The 18,933-nt window shown below is 59.5% G+C and carries 14 protein-coding genes; 6 read left to right on the top strand and 8 right to left on the bottom strand.

Features of this window, described 5'->3' with window-relative positions:
• Both F4Y38_01040 and F4Y38_01045 read right to left on the bottom strand, forming a co-directional pair.
• Positions 1-475: collagen-like protein (locus F4Y38_01040; GenBank protein ID MXY47861.1), on the bottom strand; the 475-nt coding region annotated here is incomplete at its 3' end.
• 105 nt (positions 476-580) lie between these two features.
• The gene (locus F4Y38_01045) at positions 581-1,060 is read right to left on the bottom strand and encodes a hypothetical protein (protein ID MXY47862.1); all 480 of its coding nucleotides are present in this window, start codon (positions 1,058-1,060) and stop codon (positions 581-583) included.
• 674 nt (positions 1,061-1,734) lie between these two features.
• Between F4Y38_01045 and F4Y38_01050 the strand changes: the two genes are divergently transcribed.
• Entirely contained in the window at positions 1,735-4,368 is a 2,634-nt protein-coding gene (locus F4Y38_01050; GenBank protein MXY47863.1) for an LPS-assembly protein LptD, read from the top strand.
• Between the two features lie 77 nt (positions 4,369-4,445).
• Here the strand turns inward: F4Y38_01050 and F4Y38_01055 are convergent, their stop codons facing one another.
• Positions 4,446-5,084, bottom strand: a complete 639-nt coding sequence (locus tag F4Y38_01055) for an NYN domain-containing protein (GenBank protein ID MXY47864.1) — start codon at positions 5,082-5,084, stop codon at positions 4,446-4,448.
• A gap of 318 nt (positions 5,085-5,402) precedes the next feature.
• Between F4Y38_01055 and F4Y38_01060 the strand changes: the two genes are divergently transcribed.
• Positions 5,403-5,597, top strand: a complete 195-nt coding sequence (locus tag F4Y38_01060) for an integrase (GenBank protein MXY47865.1) — start codon at positions 5,403-5,405, stop codon at positions 5,595-5,597.
• A gap of 128 nt (positions 5,598-5,725) precedes the next feature.
• Here the strand turns inward: F4Y38_01060 and F4Y38_01065 are convergent, their stop codons facing one another.
• Positions 5,726-6,847 carry a thiolase family protein gene (locus F4Y38_01065; protein MXY47866.1) on the bottom strand — a complete coding sequence of 374 codons (1,122 nt, stop codon included), beginning with the start codon at positions 6,845-6,847 and terminating at the stop codon, positions 5,726-5,728.
• Between the two features lie 350 nt (positions 6,848-7,197).
• On the opposite strand from F4Y38_01065, the gene F4Y38_01070 reads away from it, so the two are divergent.
• Positions 7,198-7,599, top strand: coding sequence for an OmpH family outer membrane protein (locus F4Y38_01070; protein MXY47867.1), 402 nt, complete (start codon positions 7,198-7,200; stop codon positions 7,597-7,599).
• Positions 7,600-7,677: 78 nt separating this feature from the next.
• Here the strand turns inward: F4Y38_01070 and F4Y38_01075 are convergent, their stop codons facing one another.
• Positions 7,678-10,158, bottom strand: coding sequence for a response regulator (locus tag F4Y38_01075; protein ID MXY47868.1), 2,481 nt, complete (start codon positions 10,156-10,158; stop codon positions 7,678-7,680).
• A gap of 214 nt (positions 10,159-10,372) precedes the next feature.
• Between F4Y38_01075 and F4Y38_01080 the strand changes: the two genes are divergently transcribed.
• From F4Y38_01080 to F4Y38_01090, 3 genes are all read left to right on the top strand, one after another.
• The gene (locus F4Y38_01080; protein ID MXY47869.1) at positions 10,373-11,092 is read left to right on the top strand and encodes a collagen-like protein; all 720 of its coding nucleotides are present in this window, start codon (positions 10,373-10,375) and stop codon (positions 11,090-11,092) included.
• Between the two features lie 178 nt (positions 11,093-11,270).
• On the top strand, positions 11,271-12,662 hold the full coding sequence (locus F4Y38_01085; GenBank protein ID MXY47870.1) for an FAD-dependent oxidoreductase: 1,392 nt from the start codon (positions 11,271-11,273) through the stop codon (positions 12,660-12,662).
• A gap of 363 nt (positions 12,663-13,025) precedes the next feature.
• Positions 13,026-13,676, top strand: coding sequence for a hypothetical protein (locus F4Y38_01090; GenBank protein MXY47871.1), 651 nt, complete (start codon positions 13,026-13,028; stop codon positions 13,674-13,676).
• A 162-nt stretch (positions 13,677-13,838) separates the two neighbouring features.
• Here the strand turns inward: F4Y38_01090 and F4Y38_01095 are convergent, their stop codons facing one another.
• The 3 genes from F4Y38_01095 to F4Y38_01105 all read right to left on the bottom strand — a co-directional run bounded on the left by F4Y38_01095 (position 13,839) and on the right by F4Y38_01105 (position 18,805).
• Positions 13,839-15,092 carry a hypothetical protein gene (locus F4Y38_01095; GenBank protein MXY47872.1) on the bottom strand — a complete coding sequence of 418 codons (1,254 nt, stop codon included), beginning with the start codon at positions 15,090-15,092 and terminating at the stop codon, positions 13,839-13,841.
• Between the two features lie 260 nt (positions 15,093-15,352).
• The gene (locus tag F4Y38_01100) at positions 15,353-17,725 is read right to left on the bottom strand and encodes an AMP-binding protein (GenBank protein MXY47873.1); all 2,373 of its coding nucleotides are present in this window, start codon (positions 17,723-17,725) and stop codon (positions 15,353-15,355) included.
• A 9-nt stretch (positions 17,726-17,734) separates the two neighbouring features.
• Positions 17,735-18,805: a lactonase family protein gene (locus tag F4Y38_01105; GenBank protein ID MXY47874.1), complete on the bottom strand. Its 1,071-nt coding sequence runs from the start codon at positions 18,803-18,805 to the stop codon at positions 17,735-17,737.
• Between the last annotated feature and the right edge of the window lie 128 nt (positions 18,806-18,933).

An 18,933-nucleotide genomic window follows, 5' to 3' on the forward strand; every position in this document is an offset into this window, starting at 1 on the left:
CGCCCTGCTCGCCTTGGATACCCTGCTCGCCCTGCTCGCCTTGGATACCCTGCTCGCCCTGCTCGCCTTGGATACCCTGCTCACCCTGCTCGCCTTGGATACCCTGCTCACCCTGCGGACCCATCGGGCCAGTTTCGCCCTGCGGACCCTGGGCGCCATCAGCACCTGCCGGACCCATCGGGCCAGTTTCACCGGTATCACCCTTCTCACCCTGCGGGCCTTGCTCACCCTGGGGACCTGTCGGGCCAGTTTCACCCGTGTCGCCCTTTTCACCCTGAGGGCCTTGCGCACCGGTATCGCCCTTTTCACCCTGAGGGCCTTGCGGACCCTGAGGGCCAGTCGAACCCTGCGGGCCTGCCTGGCCTGTCGGGCCAGAGACGCCCGTCGCGCCAGTCGGACCTGCCGGACCGGTCTTACCTTCGCATCCATAAATACTGAGAGCGAACGCAATCAGTACTACTATGAAGTAATGCATCTGTATCTCCCGTAGATGAGAACTGCATTTTACTATCTGCTCTTGTACATAAGTAATCAATCTATATGCGCTCCTTTCCCATATGCCCTCATCGTGGCATGGACACTAAAATCCAAGTGGTAACCGAATGAATGTATGAAAAGATGCCCAACTCCACTTGTCGCGTGAAACGTTGTACTCCACAATCGCGCCCAGCCTGTTCCATACCGTGCCGATACCGGCGTTCGCCACCCAGGCTGTCTCATTGTCTCCTTCGCCCATGACCCGGTACGCACTTCCCGCCGTGGCCTGGACGTAACAGAACATGTCGTCATCCGATGTGGTGGACACCCTCAACCCGGCCATGACCGGGAGGGACGAGTACTCACTGTTGTGCCGGTCATACGACAAGTTTCCGATGAACTGAAACCGGTCGTTCAAATCTCCCGCCATTTCGACCCGAACGCCGTACCCTATGCCCGAATCGGTGAAATCCGCCAGACAATGATAGGACCGGCTGCCGGACACGCCCAGGTTCAGATCCAACTGGGCGTATGCATCGCCACATGCAAGCGTGGCAATCAAGAGAAATACGATTCTTGCCATATCTCCTCACGAAAGTACGGGTTTTGAACCCATATAATATGATTCACTTCGATAATGCAAGGAAAAAATGAATCTTTTTACTGCGTTGCAACACAATTCTTTACGTTCCTGTTGCAACCATAACCTCAACTGACCGTATAAGTTTTCAAAGAACCTGTTTCGAAGCCGACCTGGACGGAGACTGATAGATCGCCATCCTTTACAGACAGAATCTCAAGTTTCTTACTTTGGATATCTTTACCGAATATTCATACTAATTGCAAGTATAGTGCCGGCCTTACAGACTGTCAACACATTTTCTTCAAAATTTCTTATTCTACCGGGCTTTACGCCGTTTTCACCACTTACCTGTACTTCAACCGGGATGCATTTTGTGACCTGCTGGTCTGCCCCGTTCCTTCTCATTTTAACATGGCTACTGTCGTCGACTTTGCCCTGAAGCAGTGATTCCTTCTGAGACGAAACGCTTTCGCCGGATACCCTTTATCCTTAGATTACGGACCGAAGTACAGGAACCGGTAGGCACCAAGTCGGCACCAAGTATATAGATCGCACGCGCGACCGGGTCAATACAATTCCGCTATAACGTGGGGTATATTATTTACATAAATTGTCATAAAAGTCAAGTTAATGGCGGGTTGACGGGTGCAGCGGGGTTTCTGCAGGGCTCGTTGATGCCCGGTTTGACGCGCTGCCCGCCGCCGGGTCTGCCGCCGCGACTGGCGCCCGGTGTGGCGCCGTGTCTTGCACGCTGCCTGCTGCTCAGCCTGCTGCTCCTCTGCCTCCCCGATACGGCCCTCGCGCAGTTCCCTTCCGGCGGCCGGGGGAGCGGGGCGCGCGCCGAGGCCGATACGACCGGCCTGCCGGCGCTGGATTACAACGCGAACCGCATCGAGTTCATATTCGCCGACACCACGATGGCGCTTATCGGGAGCGCCGAGCTGACGTACGGCGAAGTGGAGCTGACGGCCGGGCGCTTGAGATTCAACACCTCCACCCATCTGCTGACCGCGGACTTCCTGCCCCCCGCGCCGGACATCGATCCCGAAACCAATACCTATCCCCGGCTGCAGGACGAAATGAACGTCGTGGTCGGGGACCGCATGCAGTACGACATGAATACCGGCGAAGGGCAGATCTGGAAGGGCCGCACCCAGTACGAGCAGGGATTCTTCGACGGCGACCTCATTACGCTCAACCCCGACCGGTCCTTCGAGCTGCACGATGGCTCCTACACCACCTGCGACAATCCGAACCACCTGCACTACTACCTCAGGATCGGCGAGGGGAAGGTCGTCCCCGGCGACAAGGCGGTGGTCCGGAACGTGACGGGCTACATCATGGGAATCCCGGTGGTCTATCTGCCCGTCTACGTCTTCTCGGTGAAGCAGGGCCGGCAGTCCGGGTTCACGGTGCCGAACTACGGCAGCGGCGTGGAGGAGGGCCGGTACCTGCGCAACCTGGGCTACTACTGGGCGCCGAACGAGTTCTTCGACCTGAAGGCCACCGCGGACATCGAGGCCAAGACGGGGTTCCTGCTGAGACAGCGGTTCCAGTACCGGCAGGACCGCCGGATCCGGGGCTCGGTGCAGGGCTCGTGGCGGAGAGGTTTCGACGGGGAGACGACCGGCTGGGACGTGGCCGCCCGGCACCGGCAGGAAGTGCTCCCCGGGCTGACGATCCGCGGGCAGGGCAACTTCGCCAAGTCGCTGCGGTACCTGCATTCGACGACGCGGGGGACGGACCCCGGACTCCTGCGGTCCACGACGCGCTCCACCTTCGCGGTCGACAAGAAGTTCGGACGGAACAGCCTCAATCTGAGCACGTCGACGTCCAGCACGACCGGCCGGCCGAGCCGGCCCACCACCACGCTCCGGTTCCGCTTCGGGACGAAGGCGATCTTCAAGCCGCCCCGCAGGCAGACGCGGCGGGGCAGCATGCCCGACTTCAGCCGGCCCCGCACGGAGATCGAGGATCGCTGGTTCCATACCATCATGTTCGGGTTCAACAACACGCTGCGGAACCGCAGGAAGAACGTGCGGACCGGACCGGACACGACCTACACCGGTCCGGGTACCCGATCCCTCTACCGGCACGACACGATCCGGACCTTCTCCAACGCCTTTACCCTGAGCGCGCCGCAGAAGATCAGGGGCTGGCTGAAGATCCGGCCGCAGGCCCGGTACACCAGGACCTGGGAGCAGGACACCGGTCCGGATTCCGAGGGCGGTTGGGAACAGAAGGAAGACCACACGGTGGGCATGTCGGTCAACACGACGCTCTACGGGCTCTTCCAGCCGAAAATCGGCCGCCTGAACGCCATTCGGCACGTGGTCACGCCCGACGTCAACTTCTCCCAGACCGGGGGGACGGGAGGCACGCGCGTCCGGAAGACGATACGTTTCTCCGTGAACAACATCCTGCAGGCCCGGACCGAACACGAGGGCCGCGAGAAGAAGTACAACCTGGTGTACGTCAAGTCGTCGACCTCCTACAACTTCCAGGCCGAGGACCGGAAGTTCGCGGACCTGAGGACCACCGTACGCATCCCGAGCCGCCGGTTTAACGTGAACCTGTCGCTGAACCACGATTTCTACGATCCCGAAACCGACGAATTCAGGCGGCCCTGGCTGGACCGCCTGACGCTCAGCGCGTCCCTCAACCTCGTGGGGCCGCGCAGGGACCAGTTCGGCGACGAATTCGGGGAAAACCAGTTCGGCGGCGCGTACGGGGGGTATGACAGCGGTTTTTCCGGCGGTGGGTTCGGAGGGAGCAGCTTCGGGGGCAGCAGCTTCGGGGGCAGCAGCTTCGGAGGAGGCGGGTTCGGGTCGGGCAGCGGGTTCGGAGACAGCTACGGCGGGTACGGCGGATACGGCGACGACCGGTTCAACCAGCGGTTCGCCCAGGTCAAGGGCCCCTGGACGGTCCGGCTCTCCCACCGCTACTCGATCCGGCGCTCCAATCCCGATGACGAAAAGGGATTCACCACAAGCTCCCACGAGATCCGGGCCACGAACCGGTTCGCCATCAACGACGTCACGGACCTGCTCAGGCTGAACAACCGCGTCACCGACAAGTGGCGCGTGCAGCACTCCATCAACTACGACTACCGCCGCAAGAAGATCGTCGCCCACAGCGTGGACCTCTACCGGCCCCTGCACTGCTGGGAGTTTACCTTCCGTTGGGTGCCCAACGGCATCAACAAGGGGTTCTACTTCCGGATCAACCTCATTGCCCATCCGGACGTGAAGTTCGAGCAGCAGCGGCGGAGCGGTGACGGGGATGACGGGCAGAACAACTTCTTCTAAGCCGGGCGGGTGCTGAGGTGGGTGGTTCTGAACCGGGCAGATTTATAGAGGATATGTGTTTGTAATCGTGGGATAGGTTATCGCAATGGACGGGCAGTCAAGTCAAGTTTTGATGCCCTGTCACGCAACTTTAAATTGTAGGGATCATCATCGTTGCGTTCAAGGAAAGTTACGGATTCGTAGTAATCGTCCAATGAAATAAAAGTTCCGTGTTCTTCTACCCAATCCTTCATTCGTTGGTGACATGTATGTTCCCAGGATAACAATTCAATATCCCATCCCATATCCAACGAGTCTATGTCTTCGATAGTACGGAAAAACCCCCGCCCCTCATCGTAACCACGGCCATCGCCTGTCAGTAAAACGATCGTACCGGGGTTATCCCTGTTGTCCAATACATCACGTAACATGGCAAGTTGAAGGCGTTCATCGGGAACTTCCTGCTCGGAAGGGTTGTCTCCTCCGCGTTGGAACAAATCAACTTTTATTCCCTGGCCTTCTAACACGTTCCACAAGGCTGTCATGGCTGGTGGTATGGACCCAGCGGCTATTGCCTTCTTTACTGGCCTATCTGCAGACGCCAGTTTGTACAGGTTTCTGAAATCTATCCGTAATCGGTAGTACGAATCAGACTCACCATTACGTTCCGATGCGACTTCCTGCGCACTGTGAAAGATGTTGGAATTGTCCCAGTAAATAAAAACGTCACTAGCCATTCACTTTATTCCTCAATGCAGATTGTGTTTGTTTTCGAAATCCTCATGAGATTCGAATGCGTCTATTAACGTAAGTGTTGGCGAATTGTCAACGATTATTGGCTGCGACTATCCCGGAGATTTGCCAATCGAAACAGACACTTTACCTGTTCGTCGTTTACTATCGATTGCTAGTCCCACAAAAAACAACATCCATACGAGAAACTCTTCCCGGCTTCCGACCATTTCTATTAAGGGCCGGGCAGGACGCGTTGAGTGTACCTGCGCATAGAAAGATGACTCATAATATGGAATAGGATGGATCATACCATGCCTGTCATGCTTTCCAAAACTTATGTCGCACTCGTAGCCGCGGGTGCGCCTGAAGCCGCCGCCAGCGAAGCCGCCGAAGAAATCGCGGACTTCGAACGGAGACTGTCCTCCATGCAGAGCGACATCAAACTGATCAAGTGGACACTCGGGTTCGTGCTGGCGTGCGTCGTCGTTCCGCTGATCAAGTCGTTGCTTGAGTAGAGAGGTGTTCCAATGACTTTGCCCAAACGCGAGTTAACAGGCGAACCCGCTGGAGAAGGCAGCGGTTCGAGCAGTGGAAGCGGTAATGGGAATCGACTCAGGGATTTCAGGCTCGACCGGCTGGACCCCTACCGCTCCAGCAGGAACGCGCCGGCCATGGCGCCCGCGGCGCAGATGCTGACCAGGCCGTAGCGGGCGTCGCGCCGCTGCATCTCGTTGGCCAGGGTCGTGAGGATGCGCGTGCCGGTGGCCGCCCAGGGATGGCCCACGGCGATCGAGCTGCCGTTGACGTTCACGCGGGTCCAGTCGACTTCGCCCGTCGGCGCGCCCTTCCAGCCCCGTTCCCACGCGGCCGCGCTGACCAGGGCCTGGGCTGCGAAGGCCTCGTGGATCTCAACTAGGTCCATGTCGGCCATGGAAAGGTTCCGGCTGGCCAGGAGCCGGGGCACCGAGATGGCCGGCGCCATCAGCAGCCCCTCCGACGGGTCGTGGGCCGCGTAGGCCATGCCCCCGATGTACGCCAGCGGCTGCCGGCCGCATTCGGCGGCTTTCTCCTCGCTCATCAGCAGCACCGCCGCGGCCCCGTCCGTCACGGGCGACGAGTTGCCCGCCGTGAGCGTGCCGTGCTCCGGGTCGAAGACGGGCTTCAGCGCGGCCAGGGCCTCGAGTGACGTGTCGGCTCGCGGCCCGGAATCGGCTTCCTCGCCCAGCAGCGGGTGAATTTCCCCGGCGAGCTTCTCGCGCGCGGCCACGGCGTTGCGGTGGCTGGCCAGGGCCACCTCGTCCTGCCGCTCGCGCGGGATGTCCCATTCCTTGCAGGTCAGCTCCATGTGCTCGCCCATGGTCAGGCCCGTGGACGGCTCGCGGAAGAGGTCCATGGAGGCGCGCGTCAGCGAATCGACCCCGCCGGCCAGGCCCACGTCGATGCGGCCGCCGGCGATGGCGTCGGCGACGACCGTGACCGCCCGAAGCCCGGTGATGCAGTAGGAGGCCACGGTATGGGCCTCGGCGTTGATCGGCAGTCCCGCCTCGAAGACGAGCTCCCGGGCCAGGTTGGGCTTCAGCGGGTCGGGCGTCATCGTCCCGAAGACGACGGATTCGATGAGCTCCGGGTCGATCCCGCTCCGTTCCAGCATGCCGCCCGTGGCGTGGACGGCCATGGCCAGGGAATCGATTTCGGCAAAGGTCTTGCCGGACTTGATGAAGGGCGTACGGCCGCCCGCGACGATGGCGACGCGCTTGGGGGTCATGGGGGGTGCCTTTCGGGTTCGGAGTGGCCAGGCGTCATTGATTGCCTGGGGTGCCTGGGGTGCATAAAGTGACCTTAGCCAATAAACACCGGATGCAGCGGTTCAGGCAAATCCCAATTAACGACGCTATCGACCGATAAAAGGTTGCTGCGCGCGGTAACCCGTGCGGAACCACGACTAGTGAAGCCTCGACTGAACACAAAAAAGTCCAAGGATTACGGAATGGGCTCCGACAGTTACGAATATGAGAGGTTGAATGGGCTGCAATGGACAGAATGCGATGAGCCGGATGCGGTCCAAAGTCTTCAACAGTAATCAGTCATGAACAGGAAACGAAAGCGGGGAACGAAATGTACCAGAAACTGATCGTATTTGTCCAGGCGCTGGCTGCCGTCGGTATTCTTGTCATCGCCGTCATTTCATTGATGGGGCAATCCACCAGTGAACTGCGCATCGAAATGCGGGAGGAATTCAGGTCGTCCAGGGAGGAAATGCGGTCGTTCAGAGCTGAAATGCAGGAGGAGTTCAAGGCGGTCAGGGCGGAAATGCAGGAGGAGTTCAAGGCGGTCAGGGCTGAAATGCAGGAGGAATTCAAGTCGGTCAGAGCTGAAATACGCTCGTTCAGGAGCGAAACGCAGGAGGAATTCAAAGCGGTCAGTGAGGAGATGCGGGAAGAACACGCTGATATCAGGGCGGACATTCACGACATGAACGCAAGGCTTGGACGTATAGAGGGGAATTCAGGGCTTTGAGGCAGGGGCGGGTGTGAGTGTCTGGAGGATCTACAGATAGCGGCGCATGCCGATGGGAGAACAACCAAGCACGGCGACCTAATTTGAAAGAACCTCCGGTACTTGAGACACCGCCTTGTGGTCGTCGGGCCGAGCCATGCGGTACCCGACCCCGCGTACGTTGAGGATGTAGTCCGGAGCGCGAGCGTCGTCGCCGATCTTGCGCCGGAGCGATTTGATCAGGCTGCGCACCAGTTTGTGGTTGGCGTAGCCGTACTCGCCCCATACCTGGTGGATCAGGGCGTCAAAGGTCGACACCCGCCCGGCATTCAGGGAGAGCACGCGCAGCAACTCATACTCCTTGGCGGTAAGTTCGACCTGAACGTCCGCTACGCTTACCCGTCGCAGGTCGTAGTTTATGGCCAGGTCACCCAGAATAAACGGTTCGGGATCGGCCCTCCTTCGCAACGACGTCCGGATCCTTGCCACCAGTTCCGTAGACGAAAAGGGTTTGACCAGGTAATCGTCCGCTCCGGTTTCCAGCGCCTTAGCGATGGTTTCGTCCCGTCCATAGGCCGAGATGAAGATGACCGGTAATTCGGAGAGTTCGGGCACGCTTCCCATCAACTCTATGCCGTCTGCATCGGGCAAGAGCAGATCCAGCAGGACCAGTTCAGGTTCTTCGGCCCTGATAATGCTCGACAGCTCGGTATGGTCACCGGTTACAACCGTGTCGAAGCCGGATTCCGTGAGGGCGTCCCGGATGTATCGCAGCATCTGCGGATCGTCGTCGACCACGAGGATGCGCGTCGGCTCGATGACTCCGTCTTTGTCCGGTGCTTCCGTCCGATCCGATCCGGGACCGGCGGTCGCGGTCTCCTGCGCAACCGGGATGATAAACATAATGCTCGTACCCTGACCTATGCCCGCGCTTTCCGCCCAGATACGTCCTCCGTGGGCCTCGACGAGTCCCTTGCAGATGGCAAGTCCCAGCCGCATGCCGGCCGTATTGGAAGAACGGTCGCGGTCGACCGGTCCGATATGCTTCTGAAACAGGTGAGGCAGCATCTCCGGCGCTACGCCGCTGCCTTCATCGCGAACCGTAACCTCCACATGTTGACCATCGTGCACGGCGGAAACGAGGATGTTGGAGGACCCCGGAGCATGCCGCGCCGCATTGACGAGCAGGTTGTTGAGCACCTGTACGATGCGCGAGCGATCGGCCATGACCCTGGGCAGGTTATGTGGGAGATCGATTGTGAAGGTGTGCGTACTGCCCCCGCTCTGGAATGTGCTTCGCGCCCGATCGACCAGGAATGAGACATCAGTTGCCTCGGGCGCCACCGACAGCGTACCCGTGTCAATGCGGCCGGCGTCCAGCAGGTCGCTGATCAACCTGCGCATATGGTCCGCTTGCTCCATGATGATGCGGGAAAACTCGCGCGTCTCCGCGGGATCGAGTCCATGTGATTCCTCCATCAGGGTGGCTGCCGAGCCCTTGATCGAGGTGAGGGGTGCCCGCAGTTCATGACTTACCATGCTGATGAACGCGGTCCGCAACCGTTCCATTTCCTGAACCGGCGCAAGGTCCTGCATCGTGACGACTACGGTCAGGACCTCGCCTTTCTCCGACTGTATGGGCGTGCAGTTGACCAGGGTCGTGACGGAACGTCCGTCGGGTACGGAGAGCACCATTTCCTCGGCCCGTACATTCTCGGCGTGGATCAGCGCCTGTGATAAAGGTAACTGGTCCAGCGCAATCTCGCGCCCGTCGGCGCGCTTCAAGGTGACCTGTTCCAGCAACGCCTCTGGCGGGCTACCCGGCGTGAGCAGGACCTCAACGATCCGTCTCGCCTCCCGGTTCAACCATTTCGGCCGGCCGGTCCCCGCGTCAAAGACCACCACACCCACCGGTGAGGTCTCTACCAGGGCTTCCAGGTCGGCCCTTGCGCGCTGCTCCGCACGAAATGCGCGGGCATTGACGATCGCTGTAGCAGCCTGCGACGCGAACAACACGAGGCACTCCTCGTCCTCGTCCGTGAAGCGCTCTCCGTTCTCCTTATCCGTGAGAAAAAAGCTGCCGACGTGCAGGTCGCCGTACCGCATCGGCATACACTGAAAAGTCCTGAACGGCAGCAATTCCGGGGAGAAACCCAGCGAGCGCACATAGTCCTGCACGTCCGGCAGTCTCAGCGCACCTGGGAGGTCACGGAAGTGTTCGAATAATCTGTTACCATCCGACCAGTCCATTAGTTTCCGTCGCTGATCGTCCGTGAGGCCGGATGTGAGAAAGTCGATGGGCTGACCCGCCTGGCCCATCGTGACGATGACACCGAAGCGGGCCCGGGTCAGCGCACGGGCGCTTTCCACGACTTCCTGCAAGACGGTTTCAAGGTCCAAACTTGCGCTGATACGCAGGCTTGCCGAGTTCAATGTAGAGATGCTATTGCGTAACGCATCGTTCTCCCGCCTGAGTTCATCCATACTATGCATCGTTTGTCCTTTCAATTCACCTCTGTTCACCGAGTGGTTCTGATTCATGCGGCCCACTGGTCGCGCCTGGCTGTCACTACATCGCATGGCCACATAGGCACGGCCATGGAGACAAGTGGACACTTACGTGCGTAATTTCGCGTAAATAACATTTAATATTTGTCATTTCACACACAAAAGCCACTCATAAATCGGTATATTGTCAGGTATGCGCCAGTTACCCCAGATTCGAATCTGGTGAGTAGCAGATTTCGAGTAATGGATCGGTGTCAGAATTCAAACCTTAAGGAGGGCGTAACCAATGTGTCGCTTGATTTTAACAGCCGTGAGTGCAGTTCTGTTGTTGTCGTGCGAAGGACCGGTAGGGCCACCGGGACCAGCAGGAGACCGGGGACCGACAGGAGCAACAGGATTACAAGGACCACAGGGCGATCGTGGTCCGCAGGGTGAGCAAGGATCAACGGGTGAACAGGGACCACAGGGCGAACATGGTCCGCAGGGTGAGCAAGGATCAACGGGTGAACAGGGAATACAGGGTGAACAGGGACCACAGGGCGATCGTGGTCCGCAGGGTGAGCAAGGATCACCGGGTGAACAGGGACCGCAGGGTGAACAGGGCGACCCTGGTTTATTGTACTTCGATCCTGTTTTTTCGGTGTCTGATCTTGTGATTGATTACGAGACGGATGACGCGATGGATGAAGAAGAATTAACGTTCGCCACCGTGAGTTTGACTTTCACGAATATCACAAACATCACGTTGGATGATGCTGAAATTGAGTTTGCGATTGTCTTTCGCAGTGAATCTTCCGTACTGCAAATAAATGTTCTCACACTGGTCGACACGACCGGGACGGTGGAACCTGGGCAAACCATAACCCATGAAGATCGTATCGATGTAACGCAAATCTTCACGCATATCCAAGAAGTTGATTGGTCGTTCGGCATAAACAGACGTTCAGTTGTGCATGTCGACATAAGACCCGAGGAAGATAGAGACGAGTTGACTCCAGCAGATTAAGCAAACGGTAGAATCCCAATTTGAGCAAGCAATGCGCATAGGCGTTGATGATGCCCGTATTTTGGGCTAAGTGCTTATGCACAGTCCGGCCGGTCCGTGTCTCGTAGGCGGAACTTCTACCGTCCAACGCCCGTCGATCACCATACATGAATGTACGCCAGCATGAGGACGAATAACGATGAATGCCAACAAGAAAAAGACAATGCTCAGCCGCCGGAACTTTCTCGCCCGGGGAGGCGGCGTCCTGGTTCCTATAGTCCTGAGCACCGCCTGCTCGGACAACGCCATGGGTCCGAACGTCAGTGACCCTCCCACGTCGCCGCGGACCATTCCGCCGCAGTCCGATCCGTGGCCGACCGATCCGTGGCAGCCCGACTGGCAGCCCGAGCCAAAGCAACCTGAAGATCGGGTCGACGTGATCGTGGTGGGCGCCGGTCTGTCCGGGCTGGTCGCAGCGTACGAACTCGTCAGGGCGGGGCACGATGTCCGGGTGCTGGAAGCATCAAACGCGATAGGGGGCCGCGCACAGACGCTTCGCGATCCCTTCGACGACGGGCTCATCGCCGAAACCGGTCCAGCGCGTATCCCGCCCAGCCATGATCTGACGCTCGGTTACATCGACCACTTCGGCATCGAGACATCACCCTTCTACACACAGGAAGGTGAGTACCTCATCCTTTCCAGGGAGGAGGTCCGCCGTCGGCTGAAACCGGACGAGTTCCTCCGTGGGCGGGAAACGTGGCTCAAGATTCCGGCCGGGACCGATGCCTTGCCGATGGCCTTCGCCGATGAACTTGGAGACCGTGTGCAGACCGGCTCGCCGGTGACGAAAGTGGTCCGGGATGAGAACGGGGTGGTGGCCACCTTCGGAAACGGCGGGGAGGAATTGAAGGGCAGCCACTTAATCTGCACGGTCCCCCTCCCCGTCATCGACAAGATCGAGTTCGTCCCGGCCCTCTCAGCACCGAAGCTGGCGGCCTTCGAAGCCCTCTCCTACCAGGACGTCACCCGGGTTTACGTCCAGTATGCGCAACGAATCTGGGAGGAAGACGACTTGAACGGATGGGGGTTGTCGTATCTGGCGGGTTACCAGGAGATCTGGCATCCCACCTGGAACCAGGAGGGACCGCGGGGTATTCTGATGTCCTACATGTTCGGAGGTATGGCGCGCGGTATCGCGGCGATGGATCCCGGAGCTATCGTGCCCGACTTCATTGGCCGCTATGAAGGCCTGTTCCCCGGCACGCGCGAGGTTGCCGAACACGGAACTTACTTCGCGTGGGAGCATCAGCCCTGGATCGGGGCGGCCTTCGCCAGTTACAATCCACCGTTCTCGGAAAACCCAGAATTGGCATCGCCCGAGGGCCCCATTCACTTCGCCGGCGAGCACGCCTCGGGAAACCGGGGGTGGATGCAGGGCGCCTTCGAGTCGGGCCTGCGGGCGGCCTCGGAGATCGATGATTCGGTGACCTGGGAGCGGCGCGCCAGCGCGAGAGTGGCCATCTCGCGGCGGCAGATGATGAGCCGTCTGGTAGGCACCCCGAGTGTACCGGCATGGTTGGTGCCTTGACCAGGCGCAAGGTGAGCGCGAACCGGCGCGGTCCCGAGGGGCCGGCGCCTTGAACCGTGATCGAAATTCGTTGTTTCGAAGACAGTGACACATACCAGGTCATGAATCTGAATATGCACTTACCCAAAGTAGAACCCCGGTTCAAGGATATGGAGATAAGCATAAAGGACGGCCTATAGTCTTGGTCGCCTGAAACCTCGGTTATTTGGTAAGAACACATCTAAAAAGGCCCGGCGGTCAAGATCAACGCGGGCCTTTTTTGTATTCGATCCAACCGATTGGAGGTGTAAATGAAAGATACTTAACTAAGATTTCGGATCACTGATCGTCTACCCATCCTTCATTTTGTAGAAAGGATTTAACATGCGATTTCTTACCATGATATTGGTTGTAGTGGCATACGGGTGCGCGGGTGAAAACTCACCGGTGGCTTCCGTGTCGGAAAACCATCAGGCGGGACGTTCTCTGGCGGTGGCCAGCCATGATTCTACTTCGGCTGTAACACAAGATATACATACACATTATGATTTCAGGTGGAACAATTGGGGGGATTCGAAGGAACAGATATCGTCCAACGATCCCGGTGTGATATTTCGGGTAAATGAAGGAGTAGGCCTGTCGCTTATTGAGTCGGGATGGACTACGGATGCCTTTGCTCTGCCAGACGGCGACAGATACGCCGTGTCTGTGGAGTATGACGTGGTTTCGGATGCGTTGGTTGCCGGTCATTACTGGTTTGACAGAACGATGACCACGGCAAGGGCGGACACGCTCGTGGTCGAACTGAAACGGCGATACGGCGATCCGGAAACGACCACCGAGCGCAGGATTACGTGGATAATCAACGATGATGAGGAAGACCCATCCGAAGGTACGGAAATCTATATCAATCTCCCCGGTGATAACGGTGGAGGATGTTTACACTACTACAGTTTGGCCCACAAGGCCAGGACCGCTGAAGCCACGCAATACAACCGGTTGCCTATAAGAGTGGTCGTTCCAGACGGCGAGTGATATGTAACAGAACACGTTTTTGTGTCGTCACCTCTAGAATAAACGCCCCGGTCATGATGCGCCGGGGCGTTGTTCGTTGATGAGGCAGAAACGGGAAATGTGCAACTTGATTGAGCGGGGAACGATGTTTAGTTGCGCATCGTTCCATAAAGTACCTTGCCGTCAGGGAGCCTCTGTTTCCGGATCAGGGCACGTGACGGCGGTAACGTCTTCAATCTCTTCAATCCAGGTCTGGAACTCAGGGCTGGCCGGTACGCATAGGTCCGTTCCACCCAGGTTCAGGATGCGCAGGTCGAGATTCGTAAACGAGTCAGGCAGAGGTCCGGTCAATGATTCATTTTCCTGAAGGTGTAATTCCCGGAGGTTGGCAAGGTTACCCAGTTCGGCCGGAAGCTCACCGGTCAACTGGTTCTTGTCGAGTGCCAGAACCTCCAGTTCTTCAAGTCGTCCCAACTCGGCGGGTATTTCTCCCGACAACTGGTTGTCGCTCAGGTTCAGTTTGCCGAGATATTCCAGCTTTCCTATCGTAGCGGGAATCTCGCCCGATATCCGATTGGATCCCAGATTCAGTTCTTCAAGAGTCCACAGTTGTCCCACATCCATCGGAAGCGAGCCACCCAGGTTGTTGTTGTTCAGGTTCAGTATCCCAACCGGTCCCGGTCCCAGAAACGGAAGGTCGAGCGCAACAACACCGTACCATTCCTCCGTTGGTGCATCAGTCAACCAGTTCGTATTGTCCGTCCAATCCGGACCATTTGTCGCCCTATACAACCTGCCCAGTGCAACCCTTTCTGAGACATGATAACCAATCGAGGCTGACAGGTCTCCCGATCGGGCTGTGATCTCAGCTCTCCCGCTCGAGACCTCGGTTACCACTCCTTTATCGTTGATGGTCACTACGGATTCATCGCTGCTCGACCATGTCACTTCCGCTCCGGCCACCGGATGTCCGTTTCTATCCTGGACCGTGGCTTCCGCTATCCACTGGCCCGTGTCCGTCTGCATGAGCTGGTCCGCGAATACGATACGGACCGGCACCTGCGAGACGGTGATACTCGCCGATGCCGAAAGACTGCCCGACTGTGCTGTGATCACCGCGGACCCGTTGTTGACCGCCGTGACCAGGCCTTGATCGCTGACCGTCGCAACGTCCACGGCGCCACTCGTCCACGTAACCGAAGCATCGGCGATCTCAGCACCATTCTCGTCAAGTACCTCCGGGGCCAACTGAACGGTCTGATCGATGGCGTTCAACGTAGCGGACGACGGGGTGATTTCGATGCTGGTGGGTACCGGGGCGGGAGGCGGTGGCGGTGACGGCGGACTCGTGGGACTGTCCTTGCCGCAGGAGGAATGCACAAACAGGGTTGCCGGCAGAAACACAACGCATACGAGTCTAAATCGCGTGAGTGTCATGAAAACCCTTTCGGATGAGATATCGGGGACAGTGCTGAATTCCCACTTGATGTTTTGGATAGGGATGGGCAAACCGAAGACAGAAGGACGATACCTGCTTTATCGAGGATGTTTCCAGGGTCGTGTCTATTCCTTCTAGTAGTTGTGTGAAATAACCGGTAAATGAAGGAATAATACAAAGAAATATCACGCGATCTCGCAATTAGTTCGAGAATCAGGCTAAGATTCTGACCCGAAGCGCGGCGCGGAGCGACAGGAACTTAACTGCCGGGTCTTATCCGGTCTCTCAGTATGCGGCGGACCAGTTTGCCTGAAGCGGTATGGGGAAGCTCGTCCACGATAACTACCCGGTAGATTTTGAACAGAGGATTCAGTCCGGTGGAAACCAGGGCCTGGAGTTCCGACTTGAGCGCATCGGGGTCGAGTTTGGGATCGGCGCTGTTTTCTGGATCAGTGGGTGAACCAGGAGCGCCGCTGCCCGCTTCAGGAACGATGAAGACCACCAGCCTTTCCGCCCCTTCCCCCTCGGGCTGCACCGCCACGGCCGCGCTTTCGTAGACGGCGGGGTGTCCGTCGGTGATTCGTTCGAGTTCCAATGGGCTGGCCATGATGCCGCCCAGATTCATCCCGTCGTCGGCCCGTCCCTGGGCCCGGTAGTAGCCGTGGTGAAGCCGCTGCGTGTTGTCCCCGTGCCTGCGCAGGACCTCGCCCCGGAGGCCGGCCGGACAGCCTTCGTAGTACACTTCGTCGTGATCACCGTTAAGCAACCGCTGCGACATGCCCAGGGCGGGTGGCACGAGGAAGAGCTCGCCGGTACCGCCCTCCTCGACCTCCGTACCGGTCTCGTCCAGGACAACGAAATCCACACCCAGGTTCGCCGTGGTGAATGCCGCGGGCGAGCAGGGCTGGAGGACCGTGCAGGCCAGGTGGCCGCCCCCGATCTCGGTGCCGCCGAGGTATTCAATCACGGGCGCCCGGTACCCGGTACGGCTCATGAGCCACAGGTAGTCGGTCCGGCTGGCGGGCTCGCCCGTGGAGCTGAATACGCGGACGGACGGCCAGTCGATGCCTTCGGCGATGCCGCCGTGGCTCCCTTCTTCCATGCCGCCGTGGCTCCCTGCGGCCTCGCCATCCTGCCGCCCTTCGGCCATGCCGCCGCGCCGCCAGGTCCGCACCAGCGAGGGGATGACGCCCTGCACAGTTACCCCGGCACGCCGGATGAAGCGCAGGTATTCGGGGGTATTGGCCGCGTCCGGATACAGGGCCATGCACGCTCCGTTGACCAGGCTGGCGTAGATGAGCCACGGCCCCATCATCCAGCCGATGTTGGTCGGCCAGGTCGTCACGTCGTCGCCATGGATGTCCTGGTGGTAGTATCCGTCCATGGCGCTCTTGATGGGGGTCAGGTGGTTCCACGGTATGGCCTTGGGTTCGCCGGTGGTCCCCGAAGAAAACAGGATGTTGGTCGTGCGATAGGGGTCGCCGGTCACGGATATGAAGGTGTCGTCGCCGGCCAGGAGGTCGGACCAGGCGATGTCGCTCGGGCGGAACGGTGGTGCGGTTGGTGCGGTTGAGGCGACGCCGCTGGACCGGCCGTCACCGGCCGACGGCACGACGATGATCGTGGATACGCCAGCCTCGACCACCGTGTCGTAAAGCGGTATGATTTTGCCCGAGTGGACGTACCGGTCCATGGTGACCGCGCAACTCGCGCCGGCGATGGCCATGCGACGCCGAATCTCCGTCGGCGGAAAGCTGTCGGCGATGGATACGACCCGTGAACCCGCGCGGATGATGGCCAGGTAGGCAACCACGCATTCCAGGTTCAGGGGCATGTACAGCGCGATGGCCTGTCCGGGCGCCAGGTCCCGGTCACTCAGGCCGTTGGCTACGCGGTTGACGAGACGTTCGAGTTCGCCGTAGGTCGTCGTGCGGAGCGCCGGACCATCGGGGTCGTTCGGGTCTTCGGGGCCTACCGGGTCATCCGGGGCGACTGGGTTGTTCTGGTCGTCCGGGCTAGTGGGGCCTACCAATCCCGGCGTTACGACTGCGGGACGATCGGGATCGGCCATGAAGCAACTATCGACGATGTTGAGTTCCGCACCCGGCAGCCAACGTGGGTCGCGGACACCGCCGCGCGGTATCGACCGGGGGTCTTGGACGCCTCCGTGCGAATCGCGGACTCCGCCGCGCAATCCGCTGACGTCTTCGTCCAGATCGAGGATGGCGTCCGGCGGTCTCGTGAATACGATGCCAAGCCGCTCGAGGGTGTGGGTCCAGAAAGCGGGGCGGTCGCGGACGGACCAGGCATGCAATTCTTCGTAGCGGTCGAAACCCACTGCGGACATGCTTGCCCGGAGGTTCGACCGACGGAAGGTCTCCTCGTCCGGCGTCCAGACCACAGGCGGCCCATCCTCCGGGCGGCGTCCATCGAATATGCGCCTGAAGGCCGCCAGGTGGTCCTCGAAGGGCAGGGACTCGCGCAGCGAACGGTCGACGAAGTCCCGCCAGGCCTGGTCCTGCAGGGCGGGATCCTGACGTGCGGGGTCCCGACGTGCGGGGTCCAGGCGGGTGGGGTCCGGCCGGTTGGAGTCCGGCGCCCCAGACTCGGCGTTTCGACGTTTCGCGCACATGGGGAGATGTCAGTCCAACACGACCATCTTCAGGCACACCGCCATGGGGATTTCGGCCACGACGCCCGAGAGATGGAGCAGGCCCGTGTCCGGGTCGAGGCGGTGGTAGGTGACCGTATCCGAGCTCTGGTTTCCGCAGAGGACAAAGCTGCCGGTCGGATCGATCCCGAAGTTCCGCGGGTTCTCGCCGCCCGTGGGCACGATGCCGAGCAGCGACAGGCGGCCCGAATCCCCGTCCACGGCGTACATGGCGAGGCTGTCGTGGCCCCGGTTGGAGCCGTAGAGGTACCGGCCGTCGTCGGTGATGTGGATGTCCGCCGTGTGGCTCACCTCGTCGTAGCCTTCGGGCAGCGTCGTCACCGTTTCGATCGCCGAGAGCGTGCCGGCCGACCCGTCGTAGGCGAAGGTTGTGATCGTATTGCCCATCTCGTTGATGACGTAGGCGAACTTACGGTTGGGATGGAACTCGATGTGCCGGGGTCCGGATCCGGGCGGCACCGACGCCTCCCCGTGGGGCGTCAGCACGGCCGTGTCCGGATCGAGACTGTAGATCATCACCTTGTCGGTGCCCAGATCCGGCGAGAAGACGAAGTTGTAGTCCAGGTCGTGGCGGATCATGTGGGCGTGGGGTTCCTGCTGGCGGCTCTGGTCGACGCTCGAGCCGGTGTGCTGGATGACCGACGCCGCCTCGCCCAGGGAACCGTCGTCGTTCACGGGAAAGGAGGATACCGACCCGCCGCCGTAGTTGGCCGCAAGCACGGCCTTGCCGCTTCGGTGCACGTCGATGGAGCACGGACCGGCGCCCCCGGACGACTGGCTGTTCAAGGGCGTGAGTGTGCCGGACCCGTCCACGGCATAGGCGAAGACGCCGCCATGGGGATCGCCCGTCTCGCCGACGGCGTAGAGGAAGCGGGCGTCCGGCGTCAGGCACAGGAAGGACGGGTTCGTGATGCCGCCCACGTGGCTGACGTATTCCATGACGCCGCTGGCGGTATCGACGTCATAGACATAGATGCCCTTGCTGGTGGTCTGGGTGTAGGTGCCGACGAATACGCGAATGGTCCGGGCGTTGCTGGACATGGGGTGATTCTCCTTGGTTGGCTGAATGTATCCGATCTAAAGGTGAACTATCCCGATCGGAATTGTTACATGCTTCCTGTTATTTTTAAAAAAACCGCGAGATTGATTAACGGATTTCCTACTCATTC

The sequence above is a fragment of the Gemmatimonadota bacterium genome (genome assembly GCA_009838645.1).
GTDB lineage: Bacteria > JAAXHH01 > JAAXHH01 > JAAXHH01 > JAAXHH01 > JAAXHH01.